We start from the raw sequence: 18,722 nt of genomic DNA, 5'->3' as shown, positions 1-18,722 counted from the left end.
GCAAGCACGTGCACGTGTGGACGATCGACGACCCGGTCGAGATGAGGGAGCTTCTCGACCGGGGTGTCGACGGGATGTTCACGGACCGGACCGATGTGCTGAGGACCGTGCTCGAGGAGCGCGGGCAATGGAGGGAGACAGCATGACGACACAGACACCGGGGGTCGCCGACCTCGACCCGCTCAACCGGGCCAAGGAGCAGAAGGCCTGGTACTGGTACGACTGGGCCAACAGCGCCTACGTCACCACGATCGCGACGGTGCTCTTCGCGCCCTACCTCACCTCGGTCGCCGAGCAGGCCGCCTGCGGCTTCGTCACCGACGAGGACGCCGGCCTCAAGTGCACCGACAACCTCCAGGTCCTCGGGCTCGGGATCTCGCCGGGCTCCCTGGTGTTCTACGTCGTCACGATCGCCACGATCGCCTCGGCCCTCCTGCTGCCCATCGTGGGCGCGGCCGCCGACCGCTCGGCGAAGAAGAAGAACATCATGGCGGGCTTCGCCTGGGCGGGCAGCCTGGCCGCGGGCTGCATGTTCTTCGTGACCGGAGACAACTGGCAGCTGGGCGTCGGGCTGCTCTTCGTGGCCAACATCTGCCTGGGCTCGTCGTTGGTGGTCTACGACGCGATCCTGTGCGAGATCGCCGAGCCCGACGAGCGTGACCGGGTCTCCTCCCGTGGCTGGGCGATGGGCTACCTCGGCGGCGGGCTGCTCCTCGCGGTCAACCTCGCCGTCGTCACGCTCCACGACTCGCTGGGCATGGGCACCGGCATGGCCGTGCGGGTCAGCATGCTCTCGGCCGCCATCTGGTGGGCCGCGTTCACCGTCATCCCCTACCGCGTGATCCGCAACCGTGAGCCCGTCCACGTGGAGCGTGAGCCCGGAGGCCTGGTGCGCCAGAGCTTCGGCCAGCTCGGCGCCACGTTGAAGGACATGCGCAACTACCCGATGACGCTGACCTTCCTGCTGGGCTACCTGTTCTACAACGACGGCATTCAGACCGTGATCGCCTCGGCCTCGATCTACGGCGAGAAGGAGCTCGGCTTCAGCACCTCGGTGCTGATCGCCACGATCCTGCTGGTCCAGTTCGTGGCGTTCTTCGGGGCGCTGCTCTTCGGCCGGCTGGCCGCCAAACGCGGGAGCCGGCAGGTGATCCTGGGCGGGCTCGTGGTCTGGATGGTCATCGTGACCGTGGGCTACTTCCTGCCGGAGAAGAACGTCGGGCTCTTCCTGGCCCTCGCGGTCGGCATCGGCCTGGTCCTGGGCGGCACCCAGGCGTTGTCGCGCTCGTTCTTCAGCCAGCTGATCCCGCGCGGCCGCGAGGCGGAGTACTTCTCGCTCTACCAGGCCTGCGAGCGAGGCACGAGCTGGCTCGGGACCCTCGTCTTCGGCCTGGTGCACCAGCTCACCGACTCCTACCGTCCGGCGATCTTCGCCCTCATCGTGTTCTTCGTCGTCGGCGGCGCCCTGCTCTACCGGGTCGATCCCCGACGGGGCATCGAGGAGGCCGGCAACGTCGTGCCTCGGGTGGTGTGACCCCCCGGTCCGGGGTCCCCCGCCCGGGATGTCCCACTTCCTGGCCGACGCGTTGACATACCCAGGGAATGTGTCGTAATTGGGGGAATTCTTGGCGGGGTCGCTACCGTTGATCAAGGACGAGGTGTCCCTGACCACCCCCTTGCCGAGTGTCGAGAGCGCGGCCCTTGGGTACACGGCACCTCAGGAAACATTCCACGGGGGAAACACAAGTTTGGAGGTGCCTCATGGCGGAACGCACATTGCGTGGCGCACGACTCGGAGGCCAGAGCTTCGAGGACGAGCGCGGCATCGAGTTCGCAGCACGTCAGCAGGTCGGTTACCGGTGCTCGCACGGGCACGAGTTCGAGATCACGATGTCCATCGAGGCCGACATCCCGGCTCTCTGGGAGTGCCCGCGCTGTGGCGCGGAGGGTCTGAGCACGGCCGGCATCAAGCCGATCGAGAAGGCCGAGAAGCCTGCTCGCACCCACTGGGACATGCTGCTGGAGCGCCGCTCGGAGAAGGAGCTCGAGGACATCCTGAAGGAGCGCCTCGAGCTGCTGCGTGGTGGCGAGATCGGTCCGGCGCACCTGCACCGGGCCAACGCCAAGAAGCGCAAGGCCGCCTCGGCCTGAGCCTGCGTCACTGACACCTCTCGCCCCGATCCGGTCCACCGGGTCGGGGCGAGTGTCATCTGTTGCCGGACGCCAGACGTCGTACGACGCCCGGTCAGCGTGGCGGGTCGTCGATGACGTCGCCGCGCACGACGGGGCCTTCCGGGCCGGCCGCACCACCGGGTCGACCGGGACCGCGCACGGTGCCGCCGGTGGCGGTCATGACGACGCGTCGGGTCACGAACCCGGTGAGCAGCCCGCGGAACAGCGGACGGGTCACCGGCAGGATCAGCAGGATGCCGAAGGCGTCGGTGACGAAGCCCGGGCTGAGCATCAGGGTGCCGCCGATCAGGATCAGCGCACCGTCGGCCAGCTCTTTCGCGGGCATCCGGCCACTGCCGATGGCGGCGTTCAGCGCCTTCCAGGCGCGCGCTCCCTCACGCCGGATCAGCCAGCCACCGATGATGCTGTCCACGATCAGCAGCAGGATGGTCCACCACGGCCCGATGACCTGCCCGACCTGGATCAGGACGTAGATCTCGGCCAGCGGCACCACGACCAGCAGCACGACGACCAGCCAGCCGAGGCGACCCCGTCGATGGCCCGGCTGGGCCCTCGGACCCGCGGCGGCGGAAGGGTCGGGAAAGGGACGACTCATCGGGTCCGGTCCCGCCGGCGGGCCAGCGCACGACGCGCCTGCTCGCGGCGCTCGCTGAGGCCCCACTGGGTGATCCGCTTGAGCGACTCGCTGGCGACGTCGGGGGTCATCTTGGAGTCGCCACGAACCCGCTCGACGAACTCGATCGGCACCTCGCGGACGGTGAGCCCGGCGTGGAGGGTGCGTGCGACCAGGTCGGTCTGGAAGACGTAGCCGGTGGAGCGCACGAGGTCGAGGTCGACCTTCTCGAGGGTGTGACGACGGAAGAGCCGGAAACCGGCGGTCGCGTCCTTGACGCTGATGCCGAGGAGCAGACGCACGTAGAGGTTGCCGCCCCGCGAGAGCAGCTCGCGCGACCAGGGCCAGTTGACCACGGAGCCACCGGGCACCCAGCGTGCGCCGATCACCAGGTCGGCGCCGGCGAGGGCCTCGATGAGGCGTCCGAGCTGCTCGGGCTGGTGCGAGCCGTCGGCGTCCATCTCGCCGATGACGTCGTAGCCCTCGGCAAGTGCCCAGCGGAAACCGGCCAGGTAGGCCGCGCCGAGGCCCTCCTTGGTGGTGCGGTGGAGGACCTGCACCTGGGGATCGGCGGCCGCGAGCCCGTCGGCGATGCGTCCGGTGCCGTCGGGCGAGCCGTCGTCGACCACCAGCACGTCGACCCCGGGCTGCGCGCGACGCAGGCGCTCCACGATCCAGGCGAGGTTGTCGGCCTCGTTGTAGGTCGGCACGACCATCACGATGCGACCGAGCTCGTCGATGCTCATGGCAGGACCTCGTCCTCGGGAGTCTCGTCCGGAGCCCCTCCCGGCGCCGGACTGTGTCGTGATCGACGATACGCCAGCAATCCCAGCAGCAGGCCGACTCCGGTGAGGACGGCAGATGAACGTCCGACCCACGGTCCGAGACGCACCGCGAGCGTGATCTCGCTCGACAGCCCCACCGTCTCGACCAGCACCGCCTGGGTGCGTGGATCCGCGGTGGCGACCACCTCCCCGTCCGGCGACACCACCCCGGAGATGCCGTTGGGCGACGCGACGACCAGCCACCGGCCGGCCTCGACCGCCCGCAGCCGCGTCATCGCGAACTGCTGGTCGATCTGGTCGGTGAAGATGAAGCTGGCGTTGCTGGTCTGCACGGTCAGCAGCTCGGCGCCGCGACTCACCTGGTCGTAGAGGCCGTCGTCGTAGGCGATGTCGAAGCAGATCGCGTCGGCGACGCTGATGCCGGCGATCTCCAGGGGGGTCTTGCGGGAGCCGCTGAGCATGTCGCGCGGGATCAGCGCCAGCTTGCCGAAGGTGCCGTCGAGGTACTCGCGCAGCGGGATGTACTCGCCGTAGGGCACCGGGTGCCGCTTGGTGTAGCGCTCCCCCGCTCCCGTCACCGGGTCCCACACGATCCCCTGGTTGAGGACGTGCTCCGGGCCGGCGTCGACGATGGCGCCGACCAGGATCGGGACGCCGATCGCGGCCGAGGCCGCACGGATCCCGGCGTTGACCTCGGCGTCGCCGAAGGGGTCGCTGGCCGTGGAGTTCTCCGGCCAGAGCACGAAGTCGACCTCGGGCCGGGTGCCGGCCGCGATCTCGTCGGCGAGGTCGATGGTCGCCTGCACGTGGTTGTCGGTGACCTGCTGGGAGTCGAAGAGGATGTTGTCGGCCGGGCCCGGCAGGTTGCCCTGCACGGCGGCCACGGTCGCCTGGCCGGTCTCCTCGACGTCGTACGGCGTCAGGGCCGGCAGGAGGGTGAGCGCGAGGGCCGCGAGGGTCGCTCCCCCAGCCACGCGTCGTTCGCGTCCGCGCGCGACGACGGCCCAGGCGAGCAAGGAGCTCACGAGTGCCAGGAGCAGGCTGACCCCGACGGAGCCGACGTAGGGCAGGGCGGGGGCGACCGGGGTGTCCACGACGCCGAACGCGAGGCGTCCCCAGGGCATGCCGCTGAAGGGCCACCCGCTGCGCACGACCTCCATCGTCACCCACGCGGGCGCCATCCACAGCGCCCAGAGCCGTCGCCGGTGCAGGGCGGCCGTCACCGAGCCGAGAGCGGCGTAGAAGAGCGACTCGATGGTGGCCAGCGCCACCCAGGCGTCCGGGCCGATCGAGTCGCGCATCCACGAGATGTGGGTGAAGTAGAAGGCCACCCCGAACGCGAGGCCCGGGATCCAGGCCGACCGGGCCCGCAGCCCGCGCGTGGAGACGAAGAACGCCGCCACCGCGAACGGCATCACGAGGGGCAGCGCAACAGGTTCGAAGGCCAGCGAGAGCGTCAGCCCCGCGACCAGCGCGAGGGAGGTCCGCAGGAGCACACGGTGAAAACTACCGGGTCGGTCGGCATCTCCGGGGCCGGTGGCCGTCACGGCGGCTGCGCAGTTCCGGAAGGGCCCCGGGCCCCTTCGGCCATCCAGGCGACGACGGGCTGCCGAGGCCTGCGAAGTTGTCTAGGGGGCGGGGGGCCCTTCCGGGTCGCTCTCGTAGAGGCGTACCGACCTCCGCGAACCACGTCGGACAGGTGATTGGCGCCTTCACCCTCCGACCCGGCCACTCGGACGTCGGTACGCCGGCCACGATCTGCGTGAGCGGACGGCCTACAGTTTCCCTGAGCGAGGCCGGGTGTCAACCGGCCGCTGACCTGCGTGAACGCGCGTCGTCGCAGGTCAGCGCGATGGCTGTCGGCGAGGAAAAGATCGACAAATTTCGCGCCGGATCGGCGTGTCGTCCAGCGCCACGCCGGATCAGGGGACGACGACCGTACCGGTGGCCGTCGTCGCCACGACGGGGTCGGTCAGGACCCGGGCGGCACCTGGCTTCTCGGGCGTCGCGGCACCGCGCGCGACCACGAGCACGGCGAAGTCCATGACCCGCGAGCGCGTGCCCACACGGGTGAGGTCACAGGTGATCTCGAGGACGTCGCCGGCACGCACGGGGGCGCGGAACTGCACGTCGCTGTAAGAGGCGAAGAGCCCCTCGTCGCCGTCGGTGAGGATGCACATCTCGGTGGCCACGTCGCCGAAGAGCCCGAGGCTGTAGGCGCCGTCCACCAGGTTGCCGGCGTAGTGGGCGTGGGAGTAGGGCACGTAGCGGCGGTGGACGACGCGGGTGCCGACGGTCGGTGTCGAGTCGGTGGTCATGTCAGGAGGCCTTCGAGTCGGGGGCGGGGGCGAGCTGGTGGACGATGTAGGAGGCGACCTCTCCGGGCGTGGTGCCGCGGCTGAAGACCCGGTCGACGCCGAGCTCGTCCGCCATGGCCTCGTCGAAGCGCGGCCCGCCGACGATCAGCAGCGGGGCCTTGCCCGAGGGATAGGACTCGCGGAAGGCGGCTGACATCTCCCGGGTGTTGAGCAGGTGGGCGTCGCGCTGGGTGACGACCTGCGAGACGAGGACCGCGTCGGCCTTCTCGGCCCGGGCGCGCTCCACCAGCTGCGGCACCGAGACCTGGGCGCCGAGGTTGACCACCTTGAGCTCGCGGTAGTACTCCAGTCCCTTCTCGCCGGCGAAGCCCTTGATGTTGAGGATCGCGTCGATGCCGACGGTGTGGGCGTCGGTGCCGATGCAGGCGCCGACGACCGTGAGCCGCCGACGCAGCGACCGCTTGATCGCCGCGTTGGCCTCCTTGGGCGTCAGCAACGGGTAGTCGCGCTCGACGACGACGACCTTGCTGGGGTCGACGAGGTGGTGGACGCGGCCGTAGACGACGAAGAACGTGAAGTCGGGACCCATCGGCTTGGCGTGCACGACCAGGGCCGGGTCCATGCCCATCTTGTTGGCCAGCTGCGCCGCCGCACCCTCCGCCACCTTGGAGTGGGCCATCGGCAGGGTGAAGCTCAGCTGCACCATGCCGTCGCCGGTGGTGTCGCCGTAGGGGCGGATGATCTGGCTGCCCCCGTCGGTCGAGCCCTCCACGTCGGTCGAGCTTGTCGAGACCATCACTTTTCCTCCAGCAGCTCGGTGGCCGGGTTGTAGTAGGCGCTGGACTTCTTCGCCACGCCCTCGAGGCCGCGACCGGCGTCGGCCGGACGCTTCATCAGCCCGAAGGTGCCGTCGGCGATCGCGTCCAGCAGGCCGTTGTCGTGCTCGACGATCTTCTCGAGCAGGTCGATGGACTCCCCCAGCACCTGACGGGCGCGCTGGGCGATGAACCCGTCGGGGGTGGGCCGGAAGTCCTCGTGCAGCTTGCCGGCGGCGTTCATCACGTAGCGGACGTTCTGCAGGGCCAGGTCGCGGTCCGAGAGCCACGGGGTCACGACGGCCTCGGTCATCATCCCGACCAGCAGGATCCCCTGGCCGGTGAGCGCCCCGACGAGGTTGAAGAACCCGTCGAGGAGGTAGCCACGGAAGACGTCGCCGGTCATGTGCCGCGTGGGCGGCATCCACTTCAGCGGCGCTCTCGGGAAGAGGTCGCGCGCGAGCATCGCGTGGGCCAGCTCCAGGCGGAACGAGTCGGGCACCTCGGGGTCGATCTCGAAGGCGTGCCCCAGCCCGAGCTGCCAGTCCTCGAGCCCGGCCTCCTTGGCGAAGTACTCGTTGAGCAGCTGGCTGGTGGTGACGGTGTGCGCGGCCTCGACGGCGTCGGCGGTGGTGAGGTAGTTGTCCTCGCCGGTGTTGATGATGATGCCCGCGCGGGCGTGCACCTGCCGGCTGAAGCGCTGGTCGACGAAGGTGCGGATCGGGTTGATGTCGCGGAAGAGGATCCCGTACATCGAGTCGTTGAGCATCATGTCGAGGCGCTGCATGCCGGCCAGGGCGGCGATCTCGGGCATGCAGAGCCCGGAGGCGTAGTTGGTCAGTCGGACGTAGCGGCCCAGCTCCTTGCTCGACTCGTCGAGCGCGGCTCGCATGAGCCGGAAGTTCTCCTGGGTGGCGTAGGTGCCGGCGAAGCCCTCACGGGTCGCTCCCTCGGGCACGTAGTCGAGGAGGCTCTGACCGGTGGAGCGGATGACCGCGATGACGTCGGCGCCCTCGCGGGCCGCCTGCTGGGCCTGCGGGATGTCCTCGTAGATGTCGCCGGTGGCGACGATGAGGTAGATCCACGGCTTGCGCGGCGCGTCGCCGTGGCGCTTGATCAACCGCTCGCGCTCGACGCGACGCTTGTCCATCACGGTGATGCCCCTGCCGACCTGCTTGCGTGAGGCGGCGCGGGCGCGGGTGGCGTCCTTGCCCTCGGGGAGCCGGAAGGTGACCGAGCCGGCCGAGGCCTTCTGCGCCAGCGTGGTCAGGTCGTCGGCCTCGCCGCGCACGAGCGCGTCCCAGACCGGCAGGGCGACGCCGTGCTCGAGACCGGTGTCGGCGCGTACGACGTCCATCAGCCGGTTGACCCACGGGGTGCCCTCGGCGTCGGCTCCCTCCAGTCCGGCGAGGCGCAACGTGGCGCGCTCGACGGCGACGGTGGTGTGCTTCTTGGCGGTCGTGACGATCGGGCGACCGACCTTGCGGGCCAGCGCGCGGGCCTGCTTGACGGTGGCCGGGTCCAGGTCGAGCTTGCCGGTCATGCCGCCTCCTCGGGGTCGGTGGTGTCGGGGTGGATGGTGTCGCCGCCGGCGAGAAGGCGGCGCAGGACCGGGAGCGGCGCTCCCGGGGTGAGGTCGGGCATCGCGTCGGTGGGCTCCTGCGGTGTGCTCGCGGCATAGCCGCCCGGGACCTCCCAGACGGCCAGGTCGGCGCGGGCACCCTGCCCCAGGTGGCCTCCGAGGTCGTCGTGGGCGGCGAAGGCGCCGCCACGGGTGTGGGCCCGGAACGCGAGCCCAGCCGGGAGCCGCTGGCCCTCGTGGTGGTGGTGCACAGCGGCCCGGACCGCAGCCCACGGACCGAGCGCGGTGACGGGTGAGTCCGAGCCGAACGCCAGCCGGACCGGGGCCATCTCCAGGTCGAGGAAGGGGTTGGTGTCGCGCCAGCGCTCCCCCAGCCGCGCGGCGTACATGCCGTCGGGGCCGCCCCACAGACCGTCGAACATCGGCTGGACGCTGGCCACCACCTCCAGTCGCGCGAGGATCTCGATCACCGCGGCCGAGGGCATCTCGACGTGCTCGAGGCGGTGCCGCGAACGACGCAGTGCCTCGGCTCCGACGATCTCCTCGGCCCGGGCGAAGCCCTCGCCGATGGCGTCGAGAGCGGCGTCGCCGATGCAGTGGAAGCCCGCCTGGAGCCCGGCCTCGGTGCAGGCGACGACGTGGTCGCGCACCTGCTCGGCCGAGACGTAGGCGTGCCCATAGGTCTCATGCCGATCGTCGTAGGGGGTGGTGAGGGCGGCGGTGCGCGACCCGAAGGCCCCGTCGGCCACCAGATCGCCGGCCAGTCCCGCGACACCGAGCCGGCGGGCGGTGTCGACCGCCATCAGCTCGCCCCAGTAGACGGTGGCCCGCAGCCCGGTCTCGGCGGCGGCCTGACGGACCACCTCGATCTCGTGCTCGGGGCCGATATGAGGTGCGGCGTTCTCGTGGAAGGCCACGATGCCCTGGGCGGCCATCGCCCGGCAGGCGGTCCTGGCGGCGGCGAGCCGCTCGTCGGGACCGATGAGCCCCTCCAGGACGTTGCGCACGGCATGGTGGGCGTCGCGCTCGACCCGGCCGTCCTCGGTCCAGCCGACGAGCTGCTCCAGGCCGGGCACGAGTCCGGCGAGGGCGGGCGAGATCACCGAGGAGTGGCTGTCGACGCGGGTGAGGTAGGTCCGCCGTCCCGGGGCCGCGCGCTCCAGCTCGTCCCCCGTCGGAGGTCGTTGCTCGGGCCAGTCGGTCTCGTCCCACCCCTGGCCGACCACCACACCGGCGTCGACGTGGGTGCTGGCGTGCGCGGCGAGGGCGTCGAGGACCTCGGTGAGGCTGCGCCGTCCGGTGAGGTCGAGACCCGTCAGGGCCAGACCGGTGCGCACCGTGTGGACATGGCTGTCGACGAAGGCTGCGGTGACGAGGGCCCCGTCGAGGTCCACCACCTCGGGGGCACCGTGACCGCTGCCGGCGACGCGGTCGGCGTGCTGCTCGTCGCCGACCGACACGACGTGGCCGTCCTCGACCGCGATGCTGGTGGCCGGCACGCTGGGACGACCGCCCAGGACACGACCGTTGCGCAGGAGCAGCCTGCGGGACGCCTCGACCATCAGGCGTCCTGGTGCGTCAGGCGTCGCTCGAAGAGGCCGCGGACCCCGTCGTTGCCCCGCAGGAGATCCATCGCGTAGGCCGCGTGGCCGGGCACGTAGCCGTTGCCGACCAGCATCCGCACGTCGGCGGCCAGGCCTTCGGCACCGAGAGCCGCACCCGAGAACGAGGTGGCCATGGAGAAGAAGATGACGGTCCCCCGGTCGGCGGTGGCGAGGATCGCTCCGCCCTCGCACCCGGGCACGTCGACACAGACCACCGTGACGTCGGCCGGGCCGCCGGCACCGGTGACGGCGTCGCGCAGGGCCAGGGGGTCGCGGGCGTCGGCCACCACGACCCGGTCGGCGAGGCCGGACGCGGTCAGCAGGTCGGCCTCCGCCTGGTGCGGCACGACCCCGATCGTGCGACCGGCACCGGCGTCACGCGCGGCCGCGAGACTCAGCGAGCCGGACTTGCCGGCACCACCGACCACGGCGACCACGACGTCGCTGCGTCCCGTGCCGACGTACTCACGCACGACCCGGGCGGTCAGGGCGGGGGCGCCGCAGACGTCCATCACCGACAGGCTCAGGCCCGTGGGGAGGTCGTCGGGGATGACGGCGGCGATGGAGCGACCGAAGAGCACGGCGTAGCCGTCGCACGGGACCTGCTCGTCGAGGCCGTCCCAGCCGGCGAGGCCGTCCTCGATGACCAGGGGTGTGAGGGTCAGCGAGACCAGCGTCGTGACGCGGTCACCGACCGTGAGGCCGAGCGTGGACTCGGGCCCGACCTCCTCGACGGTGCCGACGAGCATGCCGCCGGAGCCGGTCTCGGGGTTCTGCATCTTGCCCCGGGCCGCGACGATGTCGAGGACCGCACGGCGCACGGCGTCACCGTCGGGCCTGCCGTCGGCGGCTGTGTGCGTGCGCTCGAGCTGGCGGAAGGACGCGGCGTCGAGGTTGAGCCGCTCGACGCGGATGCGGACCTCGTCGGGCCACAGCTCGCGACGGGTGTCGAGGCGCTGGGCCGCCTGGGGCAGGACCAGGGTGTCGTCGAGGACCCGGTGCAGGCCGGTCGGATCGCCGTTGCGGGCTGACATGGCAGGCCGTCCTTCGCTTCTATAAGTCTGTTGCAGGAAAATATTCGGCGCGGTGATGTGCGCGCCGGATGATCTGCGCGTAGTCTCGCACTGCGAGCGAATGTGACACAACCGACGCGCCGCACCTCCACCCGGCCCTACTCCCGCACCCAGGAGCGACCATGAGCATCGAGACCTCGATCGCGACCCACCTGCTCGGCGAGACGGGGCAGCCCTACCCCTACTCCCGCGTCGAGCTCGTCGAGCCGGACTGGACCCGCTTCCCCGGGTGGAAGGGCGTGACCAGCGAGGAGTGGGCGTCGGTGCAGTGGCAGCGGGCCCACTGCGTCAAGAACGTCCGCCAGCTGCGCGAGCTGCTCGGCGACCTGGTCGACGAGCGGTTCTACGCCGACCTCGAGCGCGACCAGGCCGAGCGCGCCACCATGTCGATGCTGGTGCCGCCGCAGATGATGAACACGATGGTCCCCCACGCCCCCGTCGGCGGGCCGGGGTCGCTGACCGACGCGTTCTACGCCGACCCGGTGCGTCACTACATGCTCCCGGTGTTCTCCGACCGCCGCACGGACTGGTCCTCGCACCCCCTCGCCACGCGCGACTCGCTGCACGAGCACGACATGTGGGTCGCGGAGGGCCTCACCCACCGCTACCCGACGAAGGTGCTGGCCGAGCTGCTGCCGACGTGTCCGCAGTACTGCGGCCACTGCACCCGCATGGACCTCGTCGGCAACTCGACGCCGGTCATCGAGAAGCTCAAGTTCACCGCCAAGCCCACCGACCGGCTCGGCGACATGATGACCTACCTGCGCGCCAACCCGTCGGTGCGCGACGTGGTCGTCTCCGGCGGCGACGTGGCCAACATGCCGTGGCCCCGACTCGAGGCCTTCTTGATGTCGCTCCTCGAGATCGACAACATCCGCGACGTGCGCCTGGCCACCAAGGCCCTCATCGGCCTGCCGCAGCACTGGCTCCAGCCCGAGGTGCTGGAGGGGATGTCGCGCGTCGCCACGCTGGCTCGCTCGCGCGGGGTCTCCATCGCCGTCCACACCCACACCAACCACGCCAACTCCGTGACGCCGCTCGTCGCCGACGCGACCCGGGCGCTGCTCGACACCGGCATCCGCGACGTGCGCAACCAGGGGGTGCTGCTCAACGGCGTCAACGCCGACCCGCACGCGCTCCTCGACCTCTGCTTCGCGCTCCTCGACGGCGCGCAGATCATGCCCTACTACTTCTACATGTGCGACATGATCCCGTTCTCGGAGCACTGGCGGGTCTCGGTCGCCGACGCCCAGCGCCTCCAGCACCACATCATGGGCTACCTCCCCGGCTTCGCCACCCCGCGCATCGTCTGCGACGTGCCGTTCGTCGGGAAGCGCTGGGTCCACCAGCTCGCCGCCTACGACGAGGTCCGCGGCATCTCGTCGTGGACGAAGAACTACCGCACCTCCATCGAGGCAACCTCTGACGACGCGCTCTCGAGGACCTACGAGTACTACGACCCCATCCACACCCTCCCCGCCGAGGGCCAGGCCTGGTGGGCCCAGCATGCCGACCTCGACACCTCTGCCCTCAAGGCCGCCGAGGTCGCCGAGGCGTCCCGCCGCACCGCCGCGCTCCAGGCCTACTGAGCACGGTCGGCCCCGGCTCGGCGCGGCTCCCCGGGGGTTGCGGTTTGGTCACCAACCGCAACCTGACCTGCTCCGGAGCTGCGGTTGGTGACCAATCCGCGGGTGTTGACTCGCGTCAAGTGAGCAGCACTGCCCGGCAGGGTCACTGCCCTGTGACAGGCCGGCTCTCGTAGGGCGTGGAGAGCACGATCGTGGTCCGCGTGGAGACGTTGGCGGCGGCACGGACGCGGGCCAGCAGGTTCTCCAGGTGCGCCGGGGTCGGCACCCGGATCTTGAGGATGTAGGACTCCTCGCCGGCCACCGACCAGCACGACTCGATCTCGGGGATGTCGCGCAGGCGCTCGGGAGAGTCGTCGGGCTGGGAGGGGTCGATGGGTCGGATCGAGATGAAAGCGGTGAGCGGGAGCCCGATCTCGTCGTGGTTGATCGTGGCTCCGTAGCCGAGGATCAACCCGCGCTGCTCGAGCCGCTTGACGCGCTGGTGGACGGCCGAGGTGGACAGACCGGTCGCCTTGCCGAGGTCGGTGAAGGACATCCGCCCGTCCCGGGCCAGGAGTTCGAGGATCTTGCGGTCGGTTGTCTCAAGCTCTGTCGCCACGCGCGACAGGGTAGCCCCAGGACCGTGGCAGGATGCGCGACGTGACCGACCCGCATGTCAAAAGTGATGAGACCAGCCGCGAGCCCGGACGGCTGATGCTGCTGGACACGGCCTCCATGTACTTCCGGGCCTTCTTCGGGGTTCCCGAGATCACCGCCCCCGACGGCACGCCCGTCAACGCGGTCCGCGGACTGATGGACTTCATCTCCCGCCTGGTCGATGAGTACCAGCCGACGCACCTGGTCTGTTGCTGGGACAACGACTGGCGGCCACAGTGGCGTGTCGACCTGATCCCGACGTACAAGACGCACCGCGTCGTCGAGGAGGTCGAGGCCGCCCCCGACGTCGAGGAGGTCCCGGACCCGCTGCAGGTCCAGGTCCCGATCATCCTCGAGGTCCTGGACGCATTCGGGATCACCGTCATCGGCGCCGACGGCTACGAGGCTGACGACGTGATCGGCACGCTGGCGACCGACGCCGGCCAGCCGGTCGACATCGTGACCGGCGACCGCGACCTCTTCCAGCTCGTCGACGACGAGGCCGACGTCCGTGTCCTCTACATCGCTCGCGGTGTCGGGCGTCATGAGCGCGTCACCAATGACTGGGTGCAGGAGAAGTACGCGATCGACGCGAGCCAGTACGCCGACTTCGCCACCATGCGCGGCGACGCCTCCGACGGCCTGCCGGGCGTCGCCGGGGTCGGGGAGAAGACCGCGGCCACGTTGCTGCAGCGCTTCGGCGACATCGACGGCATCGTCGCCGCCGCCCTGGACCCCGACAGCGACCTCGGCCCGGGGCCGCGCGGGAAGATCAAGGCCGCGCTGGACTACCTCGAGGTCGCCCCGACCGTCGTGGCCGTCGCGCGCGAGATCGACCTGGACCGCAGCGACCTGGCCCTCCCGCGTACGCCCCGCGACGCGACCCGTGTCGCCGAGCTGGCCGCGACCTGGGGGCTCGAGAGCCCGACCGAGCGTCTCATCGGGGTCCTGGGAGCCTGACCAGGCGGCTCGTACGGTGGAACCATGAGTCGAATCGCAGTAGTCGGAGGCCACGGCAAGGTGGCCATGCTCCTTCACCCCTCCTTGGTGGCCCGTGGCCACACACCGGTCGCGCTGGTCCGCAAGGAGGACTACCGCGCGGAGCTGGAGTCACTCGGCGCCGAGGTCCGCATCCTCGACATCGAGCAGGACGACGCGGCCGCCTTCGCCGGGTCCTTCGCCGGCTGTGACGCTGTCGTCTTCGCCGCCGGAGGTGGCGCGGACGGCAACATCGAGCGCAAGCGCACCGTCGACCTCGAGGGCTCGCTGAAGTCCATCGAGGGGGCACAGCTGGCGGGCATCACCCGCTTCGTCCAGGTCTCCGCGATCGGCGTCGACGCCCCGCTGCCCGAGGACACCTCGGAGGTCTGGCGCGCGTACGTCGAGGCGAAGCGCGACGCCGACGCCGCCCTGCGCGACAGCGATCTGGCCTGGACCATCCTGCGCCCCGGCGCCCTCACCGATGACCCCGCCACGGGCCAGGTCGCGCTGGGTCTCGACGTGGAGCGAGGCGAGGTCACCCGCGCCGACGTCGCCGACGTCGTCGCCGCGATCCTCGACGACGTCACCACCATCGGTCAGCAGTGCAACCTGGTCAACGGCTCCGTGCCCGTGGCTGACGCAGTTCGCTCGTTGAGCGCCTGATCTTCCGTCGGCCCCACTGCCGAAGCGTCCGCAGGGCCTGCGGTTTGGTCACCAACCGCAACTCGAGCCGGTGAACACCTGCGGTTGGTGACCAAACCGCGCCTCCCCGGGATCCGGCGACCCATCACTCCGCGAGGCTGGAGTAGGCCACCACACCCCGTCGGAGCCGCTTGACGACCTCACGTGCGGTGCCGCGCAGGGCGGTGTCGCCGGCGGCGTCGGCGACCTGTCCGGCGAGGTCGAGCAGCTGCTTCATCCAGCGCACGAAGTCGCCGGCGGCCAGCTCGGAGGTACCGAGGACCTCGTCGAGGTCGTCGCCCTCGGCCCAGCGGTAGGCGATCCACGCGAAGCCGAGGTCAGGCTGGCGCAGGAAGTCGAGCTTGTGCTCGCGCTCGAGCTGGTCGAGCTCCGCCCACAGGTGCACCATCTCGGCGATGACCGGCTTGACGTTGCCGCCCGGCAGCTTCGGGGAGCTGGCGTCGTCGGGTCGTCGGGACTCGAAGACCAGCGTCGAGAGCGCAGCAGCGAGGCCGGCCGGTGACAGGTCGTCCCAGAGCCCGCGGCGCAGCGACTCAGCCGCCACGAGGTCCATGTCGGAGTAGATCCGACGCAGGTGCGAGCCGCGCTCGGTGACCTCGTTGCCATCGAGGTACTCCAGCCGGGTGAGCACGTCGCACACCCGGTCGAACTGCCGCGCCACCGTGTTGGTCCGTTGCTCCACGCGCCGCCGCAGGGTGTCGGCGTCACGCTGCAGCTTGAAGTGACGCTCCGCCCAGCGTGCGTGGTCCTCGCGGTCCGAGCAGCCGTGGCAGGGGTGTGCCTTCATCGCGGTGCGCAGGGCCGTGATCTCCTGCTCGACGGCCGGGGGCAGGGGCGGCCCTCCGGACCGGTCACCCGCGCTCGACGGCGGAGGCGTCAGGTCATGGGTGCGCGAGCGCAGTGCCGAGGCGAGGTCGCGCCGCATCTGCGGGTTGCGGCCGTTGAAGCTGCGCGGCACCTTGAGCCGCGTCAGTGCCACGACCGGCGTCGGGAAGTCCATCATCGCCAACCGGCGGGCCTGCCGGTCGGCCGTGACGACGTAGGGCCGCGGACCCTCGGGCGAGAAGCCCGGGTCCACGACGACGGCGAAGCCGGCGAACTTGCCGGCCGGCACCTGGATCACGTCGCCGACCTTGAGCTCGGCCAGCGAGGCCATCGCCTCGTCGCGCCGGTCGGACCGTTTCGCCTTGCTCGCGCTCTTCTCGAGGTCGCTGATCTGCCGCCGGAGCCCGGCGTACTCCATGAAGTCGCCGAGGTGGCAGGTCGCCGCCTCGACGTAGCCCGCTAGCGCGTCCTCGCTCTTGCGCAGCTGCCGCGCCATCCCCACGACGGCCTTGTCGGCCTGGAACTGTGCGAAGGACTGCTCGAGCAGCTCGCGCGACGTCTCCCGACCGAACTGGTGGACCAGGTTGACCGCCATGTTGTACGACGGGCGGAAGGAGGACCGCAGCGGATAGGTGCGTGTCGACGCGAGGCCGGCCACCTCTCGCGGGTTCATCCCCGGCTGCCACAGCACGACCCCGTGGCCCTCGACGTCCAGGCCGCGTCGTCCGGCGCGCCCGGTGAGCTGGGTGTACTCCCCCGGCGTGATGTCGGCGTGGGTCTCGCCGTTCCACTTCGAGAGCTTCTCGATCACCACGGTGCGCGCGGGCATGTTGATGCCGAGCGCGAGGGTCTCGGTCGCGAAGACCACCTTGCAGAGGCCGCGGATGTAGAGCTCCTCCACGACCTGCTTGAACGCCGGCAGCATCCCGGCGTGGTGGGCCGCGACGCCACGCGTGAGGCCGTCGAGGAAGTCGTGGTAGCCGAGGACGTGCAGGTCGTCCTCGGGCAGGTCGCGACAGCTCTGCTCGACGAACTGGAAGATCTCGTCGCGTTCCGCGGCCGAGGTCAGCCGGATCCCGGCGTTGAGGCACTGGGTCACGGCGGCGTCGCACCCGACGCGGCTGAAGATGAACACGATGGCCGGCAGCAGCCGCTCGCGGTCGAGCCGCTCGATCACGTCGGCCCGACTGGGGATCCACACCCGTCGTCCGTTGCCGACGTCGCGTGACCCGCTGCTGCGGGGCGTCTTGCCACGGCCCTTCGGCGTACGACGGTCCTTCATGCGCGAGGACGCCCAGTCGTCGCGAGCGATCTTGGTCAGCTCGTCGTTGACAGGGGCACCCTCCTTGACGAAGCCCGCCGCGGCGTCCACGTCACTGGAGGCGAAGAGGTCCAGCAGGCGGCGTCCGACCATCACGTGCTGGTAGAGCGGCACGGGTCGCCGCTCCTCGACGATGGTGTTGGTCTCGCCGCGCACCGTGGCCAGCCACTCGCCGAACTCCTCGGCGTTGGAGACGGTCGCGGACAGCGACACCACCGAGACCGACTCGGGCAGGTGGATGATCACCTCCTCCCAGACCGCGCCACGGGCCCGGTCGGCGAGGTAGTGGACCTCGTCCATGACCACGAAGCCGAGGCCCATGAGGGTCCGCGAGCCGGCGTACAGCATGTTGCGCAGCACCTCGGTCGTCATGACGACGATCGGGGCCTCCCCGTTGATGGTGTTGTCACCGGTCAGCAGACCGACCTGGTCGGGGCCGTAACGGGCCACGAGGTCGTGGTACTTCTGGTTGCTCAGGGCCTTGATCGGGGTCGTGTAGAAGCACTTGCGCCCGGTCGCCATCGCCAGGTGGATGGCGAACTCCCCGACGATCGTCTTGCCGGAGCCTGTGGGGGCAGCGACGAGGACTCCCCGGCCCTCCTCGATCTCGCGGCACGCACGCAGCTGGAAGTCGTCGAGCGGGAACTCGTAGTGCGCCTGGAAGTCCTTCAGGACCGGGTAGGACTTGGTCCTGCGGAACTCGGCGTACCGCTGGGCGGGGGTGGTGTCTTCGTCGGTGCTCATGACAGGACGGTCAGTGCTCCTGGAACGCTCTCGATGGTGATCGGCAAGGGACCGAACCGCTCTCCGTCGGCGTAGCCCACGATCCCGGGGGCGGCGACGGTGACGGTCCGGGCAAGGTGGTGCTCGTACTGCGGGTGGCTGGTGTGGGTGCCGGAGAAGAGCTTGGGGTAGGTCCGGATGAGGTCGGGCTTGGTGATCGGCTTGATGATGACGACGTCGAGCAGCCCGTCGTCCATCTTGGCACCCTCGGTGATACGCAGGCCCCCGCCGTAGGAGGGACCGTTGCCGATCGCGACCAACATGGCCTCCAGGCGCAGCGTCTCGCCGTCGAGGTCGAGCGTGTAGGAACGAGGCCGGAAGGTGCGCAGCTCGGCGAGCGTGGCGAGGTTGTAGCGCATCTGGCCACGCGGCCAGGTCATCGAATTGGCGCGCTCGTTGGCGACCGCGTCGAAGCCTGCGGCCATGACGGTAGCGAAGTAGCGACCGCCGCTGCGGGCCAGGTCGAGCGTGCGCGTGCGGCCGCGGATGACGACGTCCGCTGCAGCCACGACGTCCTTGCGCGGGATGTCGACGTAGCGGGCCACGTCGTTGCCGGTGCCGGCTGGGATGATCCCGAGCGCGGTCGCGGTCGTGGCGACCGCCTGCAGCCCCAGGTTGACCATCCCGTCACCACCGACGACCACCAGCGCCTCGACCCCGTCCGCGACGGCCTGCCGCGCAAGGTCCAGGGCCTCGTCGGCGTCGCGTCCCTGCATCGGGCGTACGGCGAGCCCCGCCTCACGCAGCCGCACCTCCGCCAGCGCGCTGAACCGCGCGCCCTTGCCCTTGCCGGACGTCGGATTCGTCAGGAGCGCGATCACGCGGGTGCTGCCGGCCACGTTGCTGACCCTAGTCGCCGGGGGCTGCGGATTGGTCACCAACCGCTGTCCCAGCACCTCTGG

At 70.5% G+C, this 18,722-nt stretch carries 17 protein-coding genes; 6 read left to right on the top strand and 11 right to left on the bottom strand.

The genetic code is table 11. From position 1 onward, the window contains the following. Positions 1 to 8: 8 nt before the first annotated feature. From AAG827_RS19330 to AAG827_RS19320, 3 genes are all read left to right on the top strand, one after another. Positions 9 to 146: a glycerophosphodiester phosphodiesterase family protein gene (locus AAG827_RS19330; protein ID WP_341927849.1), complete on the top strand. Its 138-nt coding sequence runs from the start codon at positions 9 to 11 to the stop codon at positions 144 to 146. Continuing rightward, positions 143 to 1,534, top strand: a complete 1,392-nt coding sequence (locus AAG827_RS19325; RefSeq protein ID WP_341927848.1) for an MFS transporter — start codon at positions 143 to 145, stop codon at positions 1,532 to 1,534. The genes AAG827_RS19330 and AAG827_RS19325 overlap by 4 nt, the downstream gene beginning before the upstream one ends. A 227-nt stretch (positions 1,535 to 1,761) precedes the next feature. Beyond that, a complete protein-coding gene (locus AAG827_RS19320) occupies positions 1,762 to 2,151 on the top strand; it encodes an RNA polymerase-binding protein RbpA (protein WP_309650695.1) in 390 nt (129 codons plus the stop codon). A gap of 94 nt (positions 2,152 to 2,245) precedes the next feature. On the opposite strand, the gene AAG827_RS19315 is transcribed toward AAG827_RS19320, so the two are convergent. The 8 genes from AAG827_RS19315 to AAG827_RS19280 form a co-directional block, all read right to left on the bottom strand. Continuing rightward, positions 2,246 to 2,788, bottom strand: a complete 543-nt coding sequence (locus tag AAG827_RS19315) for an FxsA family protein (RefSeq protein ID WP_341927847.1) — start codon at positions 2,786 to 2,788, stop codon at positions 2,246 to 2,248. Continuing rightward, on the bottom strand, positions 2,785 to 3,552 hold the full coding sequence (locus AAG827_RS19310) for a polyprenol monophosphomannose synthase (RefSeq protein WP_341927846.1): 768 nt from the start codon (positions 3,550 to 3,552) through the stop codon (positions 2,785 to 2,787). The genes AAG827_RS19315 and AAG827_RS19310 overlap by 4 nt, the downstream gene beginning before the upstream one ends. Beyond that, positions 3,549 to 5,087 carry an apolipoprotein N-acyltransferase gene (lnt, locus tag AAG827_RS19305; RefSeq protein ID WP_341927845.1) on the bottom strand — a complete coding sequence of 513 codons (1,539 nt, stop codon included), beginning with the start codon at positions 5,085 to 5,087 and terminating at the stop codon, positions 3,549 to 3,551. The genes AAG827_RS19310 and lnt overlap by 4 nt, the downstream gene beginning before the upstream one ends. Before the next feature lie 426 nt (positions 5,088 to 5,513). Beyond that, the gene (locus AAG827_RS19300) at positions 5,514 to 5,909 is read right to left on the bottom strand and encodes a hotdog domain-containing protein (protein WP_309650691.1); all 396 of its coding nucleotides are present in this window, start codon (positions 5,907 to 5,909) and stop codon (positions 5,514 to 5,516) included. Between the two features lies 1 nt (position 5,910). Then, on the bottom strand, positions 5,911 to 6,705 hold the full coding sequence (locus tag AAG827_RS19295; RefSeq protein ID WP_341927844.1) for an OAM dimerization domain-containing protein: 795 nt from the start codon (positions 6,703 to 6,705) through the stop codon (positions 5,911 to 5,913). After that, a complete protein-coding gene (locus AAG827_RS19290) occupies positions 6,705 to 8,267 on the bottom strand; it encodes a lysine 5,6-aminomutase subunit alpha (RefSeq protein WP_341927843.1) in 1,563 nt (520 codons plus the stop codon). Before AAG827_RS19290 ends, AAG827_RS19295 begins: the two co-directional genes overlap by 1 nt. Next, positions 8,264 to 9,868 (bottom strand): amidohydrolase family protein, encoded by a 1,605-nt coding sequence (locus tag AAG827_RS19285; protein ID WP_341927842.1) that lies wholly within the window; start codon positions 9,866 to 9,868, stop codon positions 8,264 to 8,266. The genes AAG827_RS19290 and AAG827_RS19285 overlap by 4 nt, the downstream gene beginning before the upstream one ends. Then, complete coding sequence (locus AAG827_RS19280) at positions 9,868 to 10,944, bottom strand: L-erythro-3,5-diaminohexanoate dehydrogenase (RefSeq protein ID WP_341927841.1); 1,077 nt, start codon at positions 10,942 to 10,944, stop codon at positions 9,868 to 9,870. Before AAG827_RS19280 ends, AAG827_RS19285 begins: the two co-directional genes overlap by 1 nt. A gap of 161 nt (positions 10,945 to 11,105) precedes the next feature. Between AAG827_RS19280 and AAG827_RS19275 the strand changes: the two genes are divergently transcribed. Next, positions 11,106 to 12,572, top strand: a complete 1,467-nt coding sequence (locus AAG827_RS19275; protein WP_341927840.1) for a lysine 2,3-aminomutase — start codon at positions 11,106 to 11,108, stop codon at positions 12,570 to 12,572. Between the two features lie 142 nt (positions 12,573 to 12,714). Here the strand turns inward: AAG827_RS19275 and AAG827_RS19270 are convergent, their stop codons facing one another. Then, positions 12,715 to 13,170: an Lrp/AsnC family transcriptional regulator gene (locus AAG827_RS19270; protein WP_341927839.1), complete on the bottom strand. Its 456-nt coding sequence runs from the start codon at positions 13,168 to 13,170 to the stop codon at positions 12,715 to 12,717. Between the two features lie 41 nt (positions 13,171 to 13,211). Here AAG827_RS19270 and AAG827_RS19265 point away from each other — a divergent pair, with 41 nt between their 5' ends. Together AAG827_RS19265 and AAG827_RS19260 are read left to right on the top strand one after the other, a co-directional pair. Continuing rightward, entirely contained in the window at positions 13,212 to 14,168 is a 957-nt protein-coding gene (locus tag AAG827_RS19265; protein ID WP_341927838.1) for a 5'-3' exonuclease, read from the top strand. A 24-nt stretch (positions 14,169 to 14,192) separates the two neighbouring features. Further along, positions 14,193 to 14,852 (top strand): SDR family oxidoreductase, encoded by a 660-nt coding sequence (locus AAG827_RS19260; RefSeq protein ID WP_341927837.1) that lies wholly within the window; start codon positions 14,193 to 14,195, stop codon positions 14,850 to 14,852. Positions 14,853 to 14,976: 124 nt separating this feature from the next. Here AAG827_RS19260 and AAG827_RS19255 read toward each other — a convergent pair whose 3' ends face one another. Together AAG827_RS19255 and AAG827_RS19250 are read right to left on the bottom strand one after the other, a co-directional pair. Continuing rightward, complete coding sequence (locus tag AAG827_RS19255) at positions 14,977 to 17,781, bottom strand: DEAD/DEAH box helicase (protein WP_341927836.1); 2,805 nt, start codon at positions 17,779 to 17,781, stop codon at positions 14,977 to 14,979. Next, the gene (locus tag AAG827_RS19250) at positions 17,778 to 18,659 is read right to left on the bottom strand and encodes a diacylglycerol kinase (RefSeq protein ID WP_341927835.1); all 882 of its coding nucleotides are present in this window, start codon (positions 18,657 to 18,659) and stop codon (positions 17,778 to 17,780) included. Before AAG827_RS19250 ends, AAG827_RS19255 begins: the two co-directional genes overlap by 4 nt. Positions 18,660 to 18,722: the final 63 nt, after the last annotated feature.

It is taken from the genome of Nocardioides psychrotolerans (assembly GCF_943371775.1).
GTDB classification, from domain to species: domain Bacteria; phylum Actinomycetota; class Actinomycetes; order Propionibacteriales; family Nocardioidaceae; genus Nocardioides; species Nocardioides psychrotolerans_A.
Note: the sequence above shows the minus strand (reverse complement) of the source record. Positions and strands in the feature narration are given on the sequence as shown.